General features: G+C 50.2%; 12 protein-coding genes. 11 read left to right on the top strand and 1 reads right to left on the bottom strand.

Annotation, left to right across the window (positions count from 1 at the left end; all coding sequences use genetic code 11):
• Positions 1-602 precede the first annotated feature (602 nt).
• On the top strand, positions 603-1,937 hold the full coding sequence (locus tag KK062_RS14490) for an AAA family ATPase (protein ID WP_254085028.1): 1,335 nt from the start codon (positions 603-605) through the stop codon (positions 1,935-1,937).
• Positions 1,938-1,940: 3 nt separating this feature from the next.
• Complete coding sequence (locus tag KK062_RS14485; protein WP_254085027.1) at positions 1,941-2,678, top strand: RloB family protein; 738 nt, start codon at positions 1,941-1,943, stop codon at positions 2,676-2,678.
• Position 2,679: 1 nt separating this feature from the next.
• Here the strand turns inward: KK062_RS14485 and KK062_RS14480 are convergent, their stop codons facing one another.
• Positions 2,680-4,047: a hypothetical protein gene (locus tag KK062_RS14480; RefSeq protein WP_254085026.1), complete on the bottom strand. Its 1,368-nt coding sequence runs from the start codon at positions 4,045-4,047 to the stop codon at positions 2,680-2,682.
• Between the two features lie 77 nt (positions 4,048-4,124).
• On the opposite strand from KK062_RS14480, the gene KK062_RS14475 reads away from it, so the two are divergent.
• From KK062_RS14475 to KK062_RS14435, 9 genes are all read left to right on the top strand, one after another.
• Positions 4,125-7,520: a PAS domain S-box protein gene (locus tag KK062_RS14475; protein WP_254085025.1), complete on the top strand. Its 3,396-nt coding sequence runs from the start codon at positions 4,125-4,127 to the stop codon at positions 7,518-7,520.
• 5 nt (positions 7,521-7,525) lie between these two features.
• The gene (locus KK062_RS14470) at positions 7,526-8,962 is read left to right on the top strand and encodes a response regulator (protein ID WP_254085024.1); all 1,437 of its coding nucleotides are present in this window, start codon (positions 7,526-7,528) and stop codon (positions 8,960-8,962) included.
• A complete protein-coding gene (locus KK062_RS14465) occupies positions 8,949-9,596 on the top strand; it encodes a response regulator (RefSeq protein ID WP_254085023.1) in 648 nt (215 codons plus the stop codon). The genes KK062_RS14470 and KK062_RS14465 overlap by 14 nt, the downstream gene beginning before the upstream one ends.
• 154 nt (positions 9,597-9,750) lie before the next feature.
• The gene (locus KK062_RS14460; protein WP_254085022.1) at positions 9,751-10,581 is read left to right on the top strand and encodes a sensor histidine kinase; all 831 of its coding nucleotides are present in this window, start codon (positions 9,751-9,753) and stop codon (positions 10,579-10,581) included.
• 261 nt (positions 10,582-10,842) lie between these two features.
• A complete protein-coding gene (locus tag KK062_RS14455; RefSeq protein WP_254085021.1) occupies positions 10,843-12,102 on the top strand; it encodes an NAD(P)-dependent oxidoreductase in 1,260 nt (419 codons plus the stop codon).
• 74 nt (positions 12,103-12,176) lie between these two features.
• A complete protein-coding gene (locus KK062_RS14450; protein WP_254085020.1) occupies positions 12,177-14,375 on the top strand; it encodes a methyl-accepting chemotaxis protein in 2,199 nt (732 codons plus the stop codon).
• 29 nt (positions 14,376-14,404) lie between these two features.
• Entirely contained in the window at positions 14,405-14,923 is a 519-nt protein-coding gene (locus tag KK062_RS14445; RefSeq protein WP_254085019.1) for a chemotaxis protein CheW, read from the top strand.
• Positions 14,920-15,393 (top strand): chemotaxis protein CheD, encoded by a 474-nt coding sequence (locus KK062_RS14440; protein ID WP_254085018.1) that lies wholly within the window; start codon positions 14,920-14,922, stop codon positions 15,391-15,393. The genes KK062_RS14445 and KK062_RS14440 overlap by 4 nt, the downstream gene beginning before the upstream one ends.
• Positions 15,394-15,435: 42 nt before the next feature.
• A complete protein-coding gene (locus KK062_RS14435) occupies positions 15,436-15,792 on the top strand; it encodes a response regulator (protein WP_254085017.1) in 357 nt (118 codons plus the stop codon).
• Positions 15,793-15,801: the final 9 nt, after the last annotated feature.

Raw genomic sequence — 15,801 nt, 5'->3', positions numbered from 1 at the left:
CGACCTAAATTTCAACGGTGTCCAGGTCGAATTTACGAAATGGCTCTCATCTGTCAATATATAAAATATATTAAATTTTAGGGAAGAAATTTTTATAAAGAGATGTTCAATAGCTATATAATTATTGAATATCTATTCACTAGAGCTTGATAAACTATTGGATATCTATTGAATATACTGGAATCTGGCCGCAACAATACCGGATTTTTCAGGTCTTATTCAGGAAACATGCATGAAAATTTGAGAATTGCCCTCGCGAGTCATTTACAGAAGGGAATGCTGGCGGAAATGATCTTGTTGCTAACGACCGCGAGTGACTGGAATGATAAATAAATTTTGAAATTTCTTGCGAGCGGAGTAAAGATTTGGTGTTAAATGAGATTATACAATTAGATTCTGCGATCGGTGCTAACCTCTTACTGGCTGCGGTCACAAGCTAGGGTCAGGCGCCGTACGGAAAGATGGGCGGCGAATTTAAAATACAACTAGTGGCAGTGTCACGATAGTTCTAAATTCTTGAGGTTATTGAGGATTTCAAGAAAATGTTGTTGATAATGAGGCTTTTTTTTGTGATTTTGCGGAAAATAGACAAATTTCCGAAAATGATTGTCGAATTCAGTGTTAAAAACTTCCGATCTATCAAGGATTTGCAGACGTTGAGCTTTGTTGCAACGGGTCTCAAAAGCCCTGATGAATACAAGAATGTTGATGTTAATAATATTGCTCAAGAAGGAGATTTGCGTTTGCTAAAAACCGTTGGAATTTATGGCGCAAACGGAAGTGGCAAGAGCAACATTATTCAGGCACTTGATTATTTTCTGAAAGCGATCCGAACCGAAACTAGTAATGAATCAAGATTGGGTTTACTATGTGATCCATTTTTGTACGAGGATGATGCCATAGATCGGGAATCATTTTTTCAGATTGTATTAATGATTGAAGAAAAAAAGTATCGTTATGGATTTACTGTCAAAAAAAACCCTGGAATAATAGTTCGTATAAACGATGATACCGGTTCGGTATCTATAAGTAGCGAGATAATTGTTAGTGAGTGGCTCTTTGGACAGAAAGAAAAGAATATGGTTGAGCTTTTCACGCGTGAGAAAGGTGTTGTCAACAAGGAAAAACTTGATAATAACAAGGCGATACCAGATCTTTCCGTTGATCATAATTTATTCCTGACATATGCAGGTGCCTTTGATGCGGATGGGATATGTGCTGTTGTACGAAGAAACTTAACTGCTAGGGCTATTTGCAATTACACAGATGGGTATGAGCCTTTTAGAAAGAATTCTCTACGTGTGATTGAATTGGAGAAAAGAACGTATGAATTTTTGCAGTTCTTGTCTGAGTTTAATTTGAAATACTCCGATATTGAAATAGATCGAGATCCTGGAGAAGGACCTTTTGAAGCATTACCACATGAGAAAATAACTTTGATTAAAGAGTATGAGGATGCGAATCATAATATTCGTCGAATACGCCTCAATTTAAAATATAACGAGTCGCAGGGAACACAGAAGTTGTTTGACCTTGCTGGAGTCTTCTTACGGGCTTTTGGAATGAAGCTTGCTGGTCTAATTATAATTGACGAGATCGATAGTCATTTTCATCCATCACTGTTATTGAGGATTATCCGGCTTATGAATAATCCTAATGTGAATAAAGGGAATATACAACTTGTGTTTACAAGCCACGATACAAACCTATTGTCTCCTGAGATCATGCGAAGAGACCAGTTTTACTTTGCCGAGAAGCGGCAGGACGAATCAACGCGATTGTATTCGTTAGCCGACTTAAAGGGGATTCGAAATGATGCTGACTTTGCTAAACAATATTTAGCCGGATTTTACGGTGCTGTTCCTAAACTGGAGGACATGTTGGCGTTGGAGAATAGAGTGGATATTCCGGAGAGGCCCCAAAATAAATCTTTTTAAGCGATGGCCGACTGGAATATCAAAGAGGTTGACACAAGGACGCCGGATAAAGTTGCTACGTTTGTTATTTTTTGTGAGGATGAAGACAGTGAGATCGAATACTTGCAACACTTGGAGAACGAAAGAGTCAAAATTAACCCAATACGAGGACAGAAGAGTGATTTCCGTAATGTCAGCAAGGCGATTGCTCACTGCAGAAGACACGATTTTTTTCGCGGCACCGGTGACGATGAAAAGCTGTCTGCGGATGGAGTTCATGTTTGGTGCGTATTTGATCGGGATAGAAATGAAAATGATGCCGATGAACTTGATGTCGCATTTGATCAGTCTATTCTTATTGCGCAAAGGAGAGGATTAGGAGTTGCCTGGAGTAATGATGCGTTTGAGTTATGGATATTACTTCATTTGAGGGACGTAAATCCCGATGATGTAGCTAATCTATCTCGTGAAGAATATTATAATAGACTGACGGAGATATTCCGAACGCTACCGACTGAAAATCCGGAGCTGATCAGGATTAGGAATTGGGATGATTTTACCTATAAAAAGCATTTAAAGCCAAAAAAAAGATTTATACCTATAGTTAAACCGGCCATTTTGAATAGTGTTCAGGATGCCATTCGAAGAGCGCAAGAATTGGAAGCCCACCACAATGTATTAGACAGGCATCTACACGAAAAAGCACCCTGTACGATGATGCATCACCTAGTTCTTGCTTTGATGGCTGTTGGAAGTAGTTAAGTTACTCAGTCGTGATAACAATATACCCGTTTCCCGATTCCTCAAGTTTCGAGTATTCCCATTGAACAGAAACAGTCTTATCTGTACAGGTAAACACTTGATTCTCATACTTAACGGCACCGTCGGGCACAAAGAAAGTGACCCGTTTCACAGACCAAACCTGCTTGTTAATCCGCGTAAGCGCACTTTGATTGATCGCTGTAAAACTGTTGGTGCCTTTGCCTAGCTTTAATAATGTTGAGTGAATGATCAAGCTGTCGTTGACTGCCTCGGCGTGCATCGGATCAAAGCCGCGGAATTCGGGCTGTGTTTTAAAGATCAAAGTGATCTTCCGTCCGGGTTGACTGTTAAAGGCTGCCAGGTTTTGGGCGTGTTTTTCTTTCTCCTGTGTGGTAAAATACTGGGCCTTGGCTTCGTAGGATGCAAGCGTGGGTAGCTTCACTTGTTTAGCCGGTAACTTAGAGAAGAAGAAATCATTCAGCGGCATGCCAGAGTTGTAATACTCTGTTTGCCAGTTCTTGAATCGGCGGGTTAGGATAATGCATTGCGCCATGCCGCTTAGAAGGTGCTTGTTGCGCAGACCTTCGCGACCGTATGTAGGGTCCGTTAGCGAGTAATAAAAGCGCTTGTGAATAAATTCTTGCTCCGTCGCCGTGGTGCTGTACTTTTTCATATAGGCATACTCGCAGTATGTCGCAGGCCCTTCGGCAGACTCGACGCTCTTTTCGTAGCTACTATATTTCTCGCCGATGATGGCCTTGCGCAACGTGCGGCATGAGTAAAACCTGTTGAGGTTCTCATTGAATTTCTCCGCTGGTCCGAGGAGCATTTCTAGCAGGGCTTCGTTTTCGTATTGTCGCAAGGCGTCATTGTGGGGATCTTCCGGGTAGGTGAGTAAGTCTGCAAGGTTTTCGAACTTCAACTGTTTGATCGCCGTACGCTGATACACGTGGTGCAGCTCGTGGAATAGCTCAGCATAGAACTGATTTACGCTGACGTACATGGGCTGGCCGTAGTTGTTGTGGGCGGTAAGGTGGTTGTTGATGGGGGTTTGAGTGGTGCCGGCCAGGGCGTAGTCGGATTGTTTGAAGCTATAGATGCTGTCGTGGAGCAGGCGGGCTTCTGGCGGCGCCGGGTGGTTCATGATATAGGCGGGGCCGTTGACGCGGAAGATGCAGAACGGGCCGATCTTCATGCCGGGCCAGATTTCACTTGCCAGACTGTGCGCATTTTTGGAGAAGGTCGCCAGGTTAGCGAGGTAGGTGCTGTCGAGCGGCGTGGTGGCTTGGGCGCAGAGGAGCGTTGTGCTGGCAGCAAGGACCAGGCAGATCGCGAACAGTTTTATAACGGCACGGTATATAGTCTTCATAGGTTGGTGTACGCTTGACAAATATAATGTTTCTTCGATACGTACTGATAACTACGTAGTTCTACGTACAAAAACCGTTGCCAATAATCGTTATTTTTCTATTTCTAATGGTGGAGAACAAGCCTACTGATCTTTTTCACGGCCACCCGCTCCCCGCGTGGATCTGTGAACCCCATACCGCCCGCATCCTCGATGTAAATCAGGCGGCCGTGGCTGCCTTTGGATATAGCCGGCAGCAGTCCCTCGGCATTTGCGTGCACGATATTCTGCGCGAGCAAGAGCGTCCCTATGAAGTGCATACCGCATTGGTGATGCATGAAGATAGAAACTGCTGGCTGATGGCGGCGCATCCGGCTGTGCCGGGCCATGCGGGGCAAAGCAAGCGTGCGGCGAGCCGCCTGGAAGAGGTCATGCGCTTTTCGAAGACGGCGATTGCCGAGCTTATGCTGGGCACGGGGGAGCTGACGCTGAGCGCCGAGCTACTCGAATTGTTGGAAGAAGGTCCGGCGGCACCGTTGCGCATGACATTGGCAGCGTTTATTGATAAGTATGTGGCGGCGCCCGACCGGCCGCTCATCTACGACAAGATCAAAGAAGGTATGTATGATGCAGCGCAGCCGGTGAACCGGGTGCACGTGGAGTTTCGGATGATCACGGCGGCAGGCAACATCAAAGACGTCGAGGCGATGGGCACCTTCATGCCCGACGGCATCGCTATTGGCATGTTTCGTGATGTGACGCGACGCAAGCAGCGCAACCTGGAATTGCAGACGCTGAGCATGATCGCCAACCGTACGAGCAACGGCATTCTGATGATCGATGCGCGTGGGCAGATCACCTGGGCGAACCAGGGCTTCGAGCGCATCTCGGGCTATACGCTGGAAGATGTGGTGGGGCGGGTCCCCAGCTTTCTCCATGGGCCGGAGACCAATCCCGAGACGGTGGCGTACATGGAAAACATGCTGCGGCAGGGGCGTACGTTTCGCACGGAGCTCATTAATTATACCAGGGACGGCGCGAAGTATTGGGTCGATGTCGAGGTGATTCCGCTGGTAGGCGAGGGCGAGGAGCCACGTGGGTTTATGGTCGTTCAGTCGGACATTACGAGTCTGAAGATGGCGGTACAAGAGATGCTCAAGAGCGAGGAGCTGCTGCGCAAGATTACCGACCATGCGCCGCTGATCGTCTTTATGAAAGACTTGCAGGGGCGTTATACGTTTTATAACAAGCTCTTTGAAGATAAATTTATCAAGGTGCCACCGCCGAAGAACGGGCTCTATACCGACAATGATCTGTTCGAGCCTTCACAAGCTGAGGTGTTTACGTCGTCGGACCAGACAGTGTTGAGCACCGGACGGTTGGAGGAGTTCGAGCAGGAAGTGGTGACCGAAGGCAAGTGCGAGACCTATCTGGCCATCAAATTCCCGCTGCGCGATGAGCATGGGCAGGTGTATGCGTTGGCGGGTGTGGCCCTTTCCATCACCGAGCGGAAACGCAACGAGGTCGAGCTTTACCAGAAGCGGCGGGCACTCAGGAATCAGAACCAGGTGCTGGAGATCATCAACCTGGCGCAACTACAATTTATACGCGATATCAAGCCTACCATCTTTTTTGACACGGCGCTTCAGAACATCCTGGCGCTGACCGAGAGTGAGATTGGCTTCATTGGCGAAGTATTGGCGCGCGACGGGCAGCCCTATGTGCGCACGTTCGCGCTGATTGATATGCAGGAAGGAGAGATTCCGCGCGAACGTGATGAAGATGCCGGCGCAGGCATAGAATTTTTTAGCCTGGGCTCTCCGTTGGACCGGGTGATTCGCCTGGGCGAGACGGTCATTACGAATAAGCCCTCCAAAGACCCCCGGCCGGGCTACCCGCCGTTGCGGTCGTTTATCGGGATCCCCATACTCCGTAGTGGTATTCAGGTAGGCGTGATCGGGCTTGCCAACAAGGCGGGTGGGTATGGCAATGCTTTCCGGCAGGAGCTGCAGCCGCTGGTGATCGTGATCGGCTATATCATAGAAGCGCTGCGCGCAGATCAGGATCGTAAGCACGCGGAGTTTATAATCCACGAAAGCGAAAAACGCCTGCGCGATACGGCCGATTCGCTGGCGAAGTCAGAGGCGCGATACCGTTCGATCGTCAACGATCAGCCGGAAATGATCTGCCGTTTTACCCCTGACTGGCGGATGACGTTTGTGAATCGCGCTTTTGAGCGGATGTTTAATAGTGATCACACACGCCTGATCGGACAAAGCGTTTTTAATTTTATTCCCGAACGGATGCATGGTGAGCGTCTCGAATTTTTAGAAAGGCTTGTAGCGGGTACGGCTAAGTCGCTGCCGTTACAGCATGATGTTATTTTAGGGGATGGCACGCGCCAATGGCAGGAGTGGTTGGATGTGCCGCTGCGGAATGAGCAGGGGGAAGTGTACGAAATACAGTCCATTGGTCACGACATTACTGCCCGAAAAAAGCTCGAGGCGGAGCAGGCGCGATTGGACAAAATTGTGCGCGAGAGCTACAACGAAATATACCTGTTCAACATCGATACGTTGCGTTTTGAGTTCGCCAATACCTCGGCGCTGAAGAATGTGGGATACTCTATAGAGGAGCTTACACGTATGAAATTCTCGGATTTGTTCTATTATCCGGATGAATTTGCGCTGCAAGCGCTGCTGGGTCCACTGCGGCGTGGTGAGACGGACCGGGTTCAACTGCAGATCAAACACAGCCGCAAGAACGGTGTGTATTATGATGTGGACACGTTCATTCAGCTGTTGGAAGGACGTTCGTTTGTAGCGATTGCAACCGATATTACACAGAAATTGATTACCGAGAAGAAGCTGATCGCCTCGGTGCTGGAGAAGGAGGTGCTCATCAAGGAGATCCACCACCGCGTGAAAAATAATCTACAGTTGATTTCCTCCATCATTTACATTAAGATACTTGCTTTGGGGAAATCTGACGTGAGCGATTTCCTGGAAAACACGCGTAAGAAAATCCACTCAATTGCACTCATCCACGAGCGACTTCTTCAGACGAATAACCTTGACAAGGTGGAGATCTCAGACTATCTTGGCAAGATGCTTTACGACCTGCAGGCAGCTCACGATAATCAGAGCATGCAGTTGACCATCAAAGCAGAAATCCCCAAAACCGTGTTTGATCTCGATACAGCTATTTACTGTGGGCTGATCGTAAATGAGCTTGTAACAAACGCTATGAAGCACGCATTTAAAAATAGGGATGAGGGCACGATTTTAGTGTCACTGGAAAGGGATGTAAATACATTTATCCTTCAGGTACGAGACGATGGCACCACACTTCCCGAGAGTATCGTACCGGGCCATGCAGGGTCCTTTGGCATGCAGCTGATTCAGATTTTTGCCAAACAATTGGGTGGCGCAATGGAGATTATTCGCGGAAAAGGAACTATATTCCTAATACGATTCAACCAAAGAGTAGTATAGCCATCATGTTGCTAAAAGAGCGGATACTGATCGTCGAAGATTCGTTCATCGTTGCCTACCATTTGCAGGCTACGTTGGAAAGCGAAGGATACATTGTGCTCGGCACACAAGCGTCTGGTGAAGGAGCGTTGCAGTTTATGGAAAGCCAGCGACCGGACCTGGTGTTGATGGACATCATGCTAAACGGTGATCTCGATGGCATCGAGACCGCCCGCATCATCAAACTAAAATACAACCTGCCTGTAATTTACATTACTGCGCTGACGGATAAAAAAACGATTCAGCGCGCAAAGGTAACGGAGCCGTACGGGTATCTTACCAAACCTTTTGAAGACCGCGAGATCTTTACTGTGATTGAGATGGCATTGTATAAACACAACATCGAGATGCGGCTAAAACGGAGCGAAGAGCGTTATTTCTCGACGGTACGGTCTATTAGCGACGCCGTGGTGGTCATTGATGAGTACTATGCGATCAGTTACCTGAATCCCAGTGCCGAGGCGATCTCGGGGTGGCCCCTGGCGGAAGCGCAGGGTAAATTATTATACGATGTATTGAACTTACAAAACCAGGAGACCGGCGAGCTGCACGTTAATCCGATTCAGTGCATGTTGGGCAACGGGCGTGTGAACACAATGCCCGAGAACCTGGTGTTGCGCACGCGGCAAGGTACCGACCGGCCGATTGGCGAGGGGAGCCTGAGCCCCGTGATCGATAGCAAGGGCCGGTTTACCGGGTTGGTCATCATCTTCAAAGACATTTCGCAACGCATCGAGCACGAGCGCCTCATAAAAGATTTCGAGAATGGCCGCATGGCGGCGTTGCTGGAAGGGCAGGAGAAGGAGCGTAGCCGCATTGCCAAAGACATGCACGATGGTCTGGGGCAGATGTTGAATGCCATCAAGATGAAAGTGAATGCCGAAGTAAAGGGCAACGAGAATGCTGCGCTGCTGTATAAGATGATCGACGAAGCCATTCACGAGTCGGTGCGCATTTCCGAAAATCTGTTGCCGTCTAAGCTGCGCGATTTTGATTTGGCCACGTGTCTCAATTCGCTCTGTAACCAGATTGAAGATTCGTCGACCATTACGGTGGCATTCGAGTCGTCGGGTAGTCGTATCGGGCTGAACCAGGCGCAGAAGATCAATTTATACCGCATCGCACAGGAGGCGATCAACAATGCGGTGAAGCATGCACGGCCTTCGTTCATCAGCGTGCAGCTGCATGAGGATGAAGACCGGATACGCCTGACAATCGAAGACGACGGCAGAGGGATACCGGCTACGCCAAAGAAGCCGAGCCAGCACGGGCTGGTCAACATGCGCGAGCGCGCAGAAATTATGGGTGGACAATTAACCATTGAATCGGATACGGACCGGGGCACTTTAATCATTGCGGAAGCACCGGCCGTGAATAACGTTTTAACGCATGCACAGATATAAGATCCTCATTGCCGACGACCACTCGATGGTACGTGACGGCGTCAAAAACCTAATCAGACAAAACAAAGAGTACACGGTTATCGGCGAAGCTTCCAATGGACGGCAGGCCATCGAGCAGTTCGAAACACTGGCGCCCGACCTGCTGATCCTCGATATCTCCATGCCCGATTTGAACGGTATGGAAGTGGCTCGCGAAGTGCTCAACAAAAATCCGCTGGCCAGCATCATCATTCTTTCCATGTACGACGACGAGGAGTATGTAAGCCGCTGCTTGGAGATCGGCGTAAAAGGCTATGTGGTAAAAAACGAAAGTGGCTCCGAGCTGGAGTACGCCATCAAGTCAGTGTTGCAAGGGAAAAATTACTTTAGTCGTCAGGCACAGGATGTGATCTTCAAAAAATACTCGCATGCTGTGACAAAAAAGAAACAGCGCGAAGAGCTGATACGCCTCACGCCCCGTGAGGTTGAAATCATCCGGTTGATTGCCGAAGGACTGACGAGCCAGCAAATGGCCGACAAGCTTTTTATCAGTCCCCGTACGGTGGAGACCCACCGTGCAAACCTTATGAAGAAAGTGGGTGTCAAAAATGCCATTGAGCTGGTCAAAAAAGTACAGCAGCTGGAGCTGATCTGACGCGAGAGAGGGGGAGCGCAAGCTCGACGTGTTTACCAACGGAATATTACGCATTTTAGTGTTACGTACTTCTACGTATCCAATCTCCAAACTTTCCGGTATTGAATTGGGCTGATGCTTATCTGACCTTTGATCAAACGATAGAAACGAGGCGATGGATAACCAGGATAAGCCGATGTCGGCACCATTTGAGACGGAAAACACAGAGACCGGAGACGATTGCCGTAGCCAGTTGGAACAGCTGCTACAGGAGCGGGACGACGAGCTTGCCAAAGTGAACCGTCGTATGGAGAAGTTCTTATACAGCGCGTCGCATGACCTACGATCGCCGCTGACATCCATCATGGGCCTGACCAACCTGATGCGCATGGAGACGCACGAGCCGATGTTGCTGAGCTATATCGGGAAGATCGACGAGAGCACGGCGCGCCTGGAGAAAATTGTGCGCGACCTGGTGGGCTTTACTCGTATTTCCTATCAACGACCCAACAGCAAGAAGATCGATTTTACGAAGCTGGTGTGGGATGTCATCGACCGACACAAGGCAGAACCCGCGTTCCGGTCTATCCGCTTCGATGTACAGACAGACGAGGCGTTTCCTTTCTTTGCCGACTACGACCGGTTGGAGATCATTCTGGAGAACATCATCGCGAACGCTATACATTTCTACGATCCCGCAAAGACGCATTCACGTATACGCATCACGATGGTGGGCGAAGGGCAGCATGTACGCATGGATATACTCGACAACGGTATCGGCATTGCGGCCGCGCATCACCACAATATCTTCAACATGTTCTTCAAAGCCTCCGAGCGCTCGCGTGGTGCCGGACTGGGGTTGTACATCGTCAAAGAAGCCGTGGACAAGTTGCAAGGCCACGTGCAAGTCGAGTCGGAAATCGGGTTTGGCAGCCTGTTCCGCGTAGTCCTGCCGAATGATCCGAAGGGTCGGCTGATCAGCCGAAAAATGCAACTTGGTCAATAAATCCTTGCATCGATTTTTAGCAGGTTGTAAGGACCGAAATGTACGTAGTATACCCCCCGGGCCTCCGGTGATTCCCGGACCCATCAAACACCTCTTTTTTCCCCATTTTTTCTTACATGTGGAAGCGTGTTTTGCCTCAAAAAGACAGTACGTACTTCTACTGACTTTTTCACGTAGAACAGTGTAAATCAAAATACTAAGTTCCGCTGATGGGGCCTGGAGAGGCTTTAAAATACCTTTGTAATACTAAAAGACCCTCCCATGGCGAAACATATTTTCGGCGCCGAGATCAGTCACGAAAATGCACCGTTGCATGTTCGTGAAAAGCTTGGTACAGACGATGCGAGTGTGAAACAGTATATCCAACAGTTAAAGAAAGATCTTGATGAGGTGTGCATCGTGTCCACGTCGAGCCGCTTTGTGATCTACGGTGTAGGCCAGAATATAACACCGCTGATAAACTTCTTTTTCCGCGATCCGATTCTTTTCCACTACGTACAGTTTTATAAAAATACCGAAGCCGCCGTTGGCCATTTGTTTGCGACGGCCAGCGGCCTGTGCTCGCAGGTGAAAGGCGATCGGCACATTCTCACGCAAGTGAAACATGCGCACCAGGTAGGCTTGAACACCGGCAGCATTGGCTTGTTGCTGGACAGTCTGCTGCGCGAGGCCGTGGCGATCGGCCGCAAGGTACGTACGCAGACCGGTATTGACCAGCACTGTGTGTCGCTGGTAGACCTGGGGTTGGATATGCTGCGCCAGCGCCTGGGCGAGCTGACGGAAAAGAAGGTGCTGGTGATCGGCACCGGTAAGATGGCCCGCCTCGTGGTGGACCGTCTGTATGCCGACGGCTGTAAGCACGTGACGATCGTAAGTCAGGACGCGCAACGGGCCGGTATGCTGGCCGCGCGCATGCACATGCAGGCGGGCCACATTCGCAATGTAGCGCATTACTTTATGCAGGCCGATATTATCGTCGGCGCCACCGATCGCCCGGTGAGTATATTTCCGACGGCCGCCAAACCGCAGCAGCCTTCGTTGCAGAAGCGCTTTGTGCTGGACTTCGGCGCGCCGCCGAACTTCGACCGTGCGATGGCACAATACGACTCGATCGAGTTCTTTGACCGCGACAACTTTTACGAGCAACTGCCCGCCGCCGCGCAGTGTCGCAACAGCTATGACGAGGCCCGCAAAATTGTACATGCGGAGGCAAAAGAGTTTGTTTCGCTCTTTGCCCAATTTTATACCACTCCCATCCTCGCGCCATACTGGGTGAGTCGCCTGAGCACAAAAGACAACAGCCTGAAAGGTTTCCTTTTGCGTATGAACAAGCCAAGTAGCCGCGACGCCGTGCGCTTGCGCAAGCTAACGTATCGCTTTGTACATCGCCTGGAAGACGAGCAGCTGCAAAAACTGCGGCTATATACCGTTACGGGTGACACGCAGGCCCCTAGCCCGGCCGAGGTGGTGCGCAACGTCAGAAGCTTTGAAAATATACGGTTTTACCTATCCGTTAATTAGCCGATGATCCCTTCACGACATAGTGCAAACACTCTCTCTCACAAGTAACGATACCGAATTTTAACACCATAGACATGCCCAGGAACTATAACCAGGAGAACGGAAATGGCACAGCGACGGCTGTTGCCAAACACGATGCCGCCGCCGCTGAATGCGAGGAGCTTCAGAATCGTATTGCCGAATTGGAACAAGCTAACCTGGAGTTCAAATCCCAGGTAGAAGCCATCGGCCGGTCGCAAGCCGTGATTGAATTTGCCATGGACGGCACGATCCTGTTTGCCAATCCGAATTTCCTCAATGCCGTGGGGTATGCGCTCGATGAGATCAAAGGCAAACACCACAGCATTTTTGTCGATCCCGAGTTTGCACGCAGTAATGCATACCACGACTTCTGGGCAAGGTTGAATCGCGGAGAGTATATTTCGGGCGATTTCCGTCGCCGCGGCCGTTACGACCGCGAGGTATGGCTGCAAGCTTCGTACAATCCGATCTTCGACCGCAACGGCGTCGCGCTGAAGATCGTGAAGTATGCTTCTGATATTACACAGCAAAAGCTTCAAAGCACTGATACCCAAGGCCAGCTCGACGCGGTAAACCGCTCGAACGCCGTGATCGAATTCGACCTGGACGGCACGATCCGCCATGCGAACGATAATTTTTTACGCGTGGTGGGGTATACACTGCAAGAGATCAAAGGCAAGCACCACCGCATCTTTGTGGAAAGTACATACGCCAACAGCCGCGAGTATACCGACTTCTGGGCGCGCCTGAACCGTGGCGATTTTTTAATAGACAACTTCATGCGCGTCTCCAAGTCGGGCCGGCCGGTATATATCCAGGCGTCGTACAATCCAATTCTGGATGCCGAAGGCAAACCGTACAAGGTCGTGAAGTTTGCGACGGACATGACCGAGTTCACGGTCGCGCTGAAGGCCGTGAGCGACTTTGCCGGCCACCTGCGCAAAGGCGATTTCGATGCGCGCCTGGACATTCAGGCCACGGGTGACGTGGGCCGCCTGATCGAGGACAACCTGGCGCTGCGCGACACGCTGCGAGAGATTGTCTCGAAAGTAAACGACGTTGTGAAAACGGCCGGCCAGGAGGGAAACCTGCAGGCACGGCTCAACATAAAAGATGCCGCGGGCACCTGGCGCCAGCTGACGGACTCCATCAACGCCTTGTTACAATCTATTGCCGAGCCGATGCTGGAGTTCAACCAGATCATCATGCAGATGGCCAACGGCGACCTGACCAACAAGTTTGCCATGGCTGCCAATGGCGACGTGAAGAATATGGGCCAGTCGCTGAACAAAGCGATTGACAACCTGAACGAGCTGCTGTACAACATCGGCCGCAATGCCGACGTCGTGGCGAGCTCGTCGATGAATATGCTGCAGCGTACGGAAGGCATGAAACGCAACACCAACGAAGTGGCTACCGCCATTTCGCAGATGGCCAAGGGCGCACAAGACCAGGCGCAACGTACCGACGAGTCGTCGAAGCTGGTCGATAGAGTCATGGTTACTTCTTCCGAAATGGAGAAGCGCGCCAACAGCATCAACAAGGCGGCGGAGAAAGGGCAGAAGAGCAGCGAGAACGGGTTGAAGATTATGAAGACGCTGGTCAGCAACATGACCGGTATAAAAGAGTCAGCCGAACAGACGTCGAAGTCGATCGATATCCTGACGCTGCGTGCCGAAGAGATCGGCCGCACGCTGAACGTGATCACCGACATTGCCAGCCAGACCAACCTGCTAGCACTGAACGCTGCCATTGAAGCCGCGCGCGCGGGTGACGCCGGACGTGGTTTTGCCGTGGTAGCGGAAGAGATCCGCAAGCTGGCGGAAGGCTCGCGCAAGTCGGCGGTGGAAATCGAAAAGATTATCAGCGACGTACAGAAAGATACTCAAGCCGCCGGTAAGGCCATCGACATGATGCAAGGAAGCGTGAAGGAGGGTAATAAAGCCACCAACGAGGCGGAAAGCATCTTTCAGGAGATTGTCGATTCGAGCCAGCAGACTTTTACCTTCTCAAAAGAGATTCAAGAGGCTACTTCGGGTCAGAAGGCGTCTATCGATGTCGTGGTGAAAAACATGGAGCAGATTGTGGTAGTCGCGGAGGAGACCGCAGCGGGTACGCAGCAGGCGGCGAGCTCGTCGCAGCAGATGAATATAGCCATGGGCGAGATTACGGAGGGTAACAATAAGCTGTCGGGTGTAGCGGCCGAGCTGCAGACCGGTGTCAATAAGTTCAAGCTTCGCAAAGCCAGCTAAATCCATCCCCAAACAAAAAATATAGCGTTATGGAAACAGCGACAGAGCAAAATAAAACGGTGGCCGATGCCAGGAAAGCGGGCTCGTTTCAGATCATTGTCTTTAAGCAAGGCAATGAAGAGTATGCGCTGAGCATTGAACAGATCAAGGAAGTGGTGATTACGCCCACCATTACCCGCATACCGCAAACATTGCCGTATATAAAAGGGGTTGCCAATATCCGGGGTAACATCATTGCCATTCTGGACCTGGAGGAGAAGTTCAATATTAAACGTACGGCCGACCAGCATAGCGGTAATCACTATACGCTGGTAGTCGAAAGCGAAGATTTTAAAATGGGTGTGCTGGTACGTGAGGTGCCGAATACCCTGACGATCTCCGCGGCGGATTTCGACGAGTCGATGAACATCATCACCGATGTTACGAGCGAGTCGAATTATGTGCGGGGCATTATCAAGGTACAGGGCCGCCTCATTATTCTGATTGACATCTTTAAGGTGATCAGCCAGGACGTCATGGCCGCCCTGCGGAAAAATACGGCAGCATGAAACGGGTAATACTGAATATCGGGGATGCACAGACGGTAGACAGCGCGGCAACCTTTACCTGCTTCGGACTGGGGTCGTGCATCGGGTTGTTTATGCAGGATCGTACGCTTGGTCTTTCCGGCGGCGCACACATTATGCTGCCCGAAGCTACGACCTCGTCGCAAGCGTGCGCGGGGAAGTTCTACAATGTTGCCGATGCCGTTGATCATTTGCTGAAGCAGTTTGCCCGAAAGGGCAGTAGCCTGAAAGCCATTCGTGCAAAGATTACAGGCGGGGCCAACGTTATTCAGACGATGTATAACGTCGGTGCGCTGAACGCCGAGTCGACGCGGAACCACCTGACCCGCCGTGGCGTGTATATTGCCGCGAGCGATGTGGGGGGCTTTGAAAGTCGTACCGTCAACTTTCATACCTATACCGGCGACCTGAACATTACGAATCCCGGTCGCCCCGGGGGACGGATCATTTAAAAACCAAAACCTTCTATACCATAACTCTTAAACGCAACTATCATGTCAAAAAATGTTTTAATTGTAGACGACTCGTTGTACATGCGTACGCTGATCAAGGATGCCCTGGAAGTAGGCGGTTACAAAGTGATAGGCCAGGCGGCCAACGGCGAAGAAGCCATTGACCTGGCGTTTGAGCTGCAGCCTGACTTTATCACGCTGGACAACATTCTGCCGGATATGATTGGGATCGACATCCTGAAAGTATACCAGGAGGAAGGCCTGAAGTCGAAAGTGGTGATGATCAGTGCCGTGGGACAGGAGTCGGTTGTGAACGAAGGGTTGCGGCTGGGAGCGAAAGCCTATATTATCAAGCCTTTTACATCGGAGCAATTGATTGAAGCAATTTCCAAAGCCTGATTGTACGCC

Origin of the sequence: Dawidia cretensis (assembly GCF_018598175.1) — a bacterium.
Taxonomy (GTDB): domain Bacteria; phylum Bacteroidota; class Bacteroidia; order Cytophagales; family Cyclobacteriaceae; genus Ohtaekwangia; species Ohtaekwangia cretensis.
The sequence above is the reverse complement of the archived record's forward strand: the minus strand, read 5'-3'. Positions and strand labels throughout refer to the sequence as shown.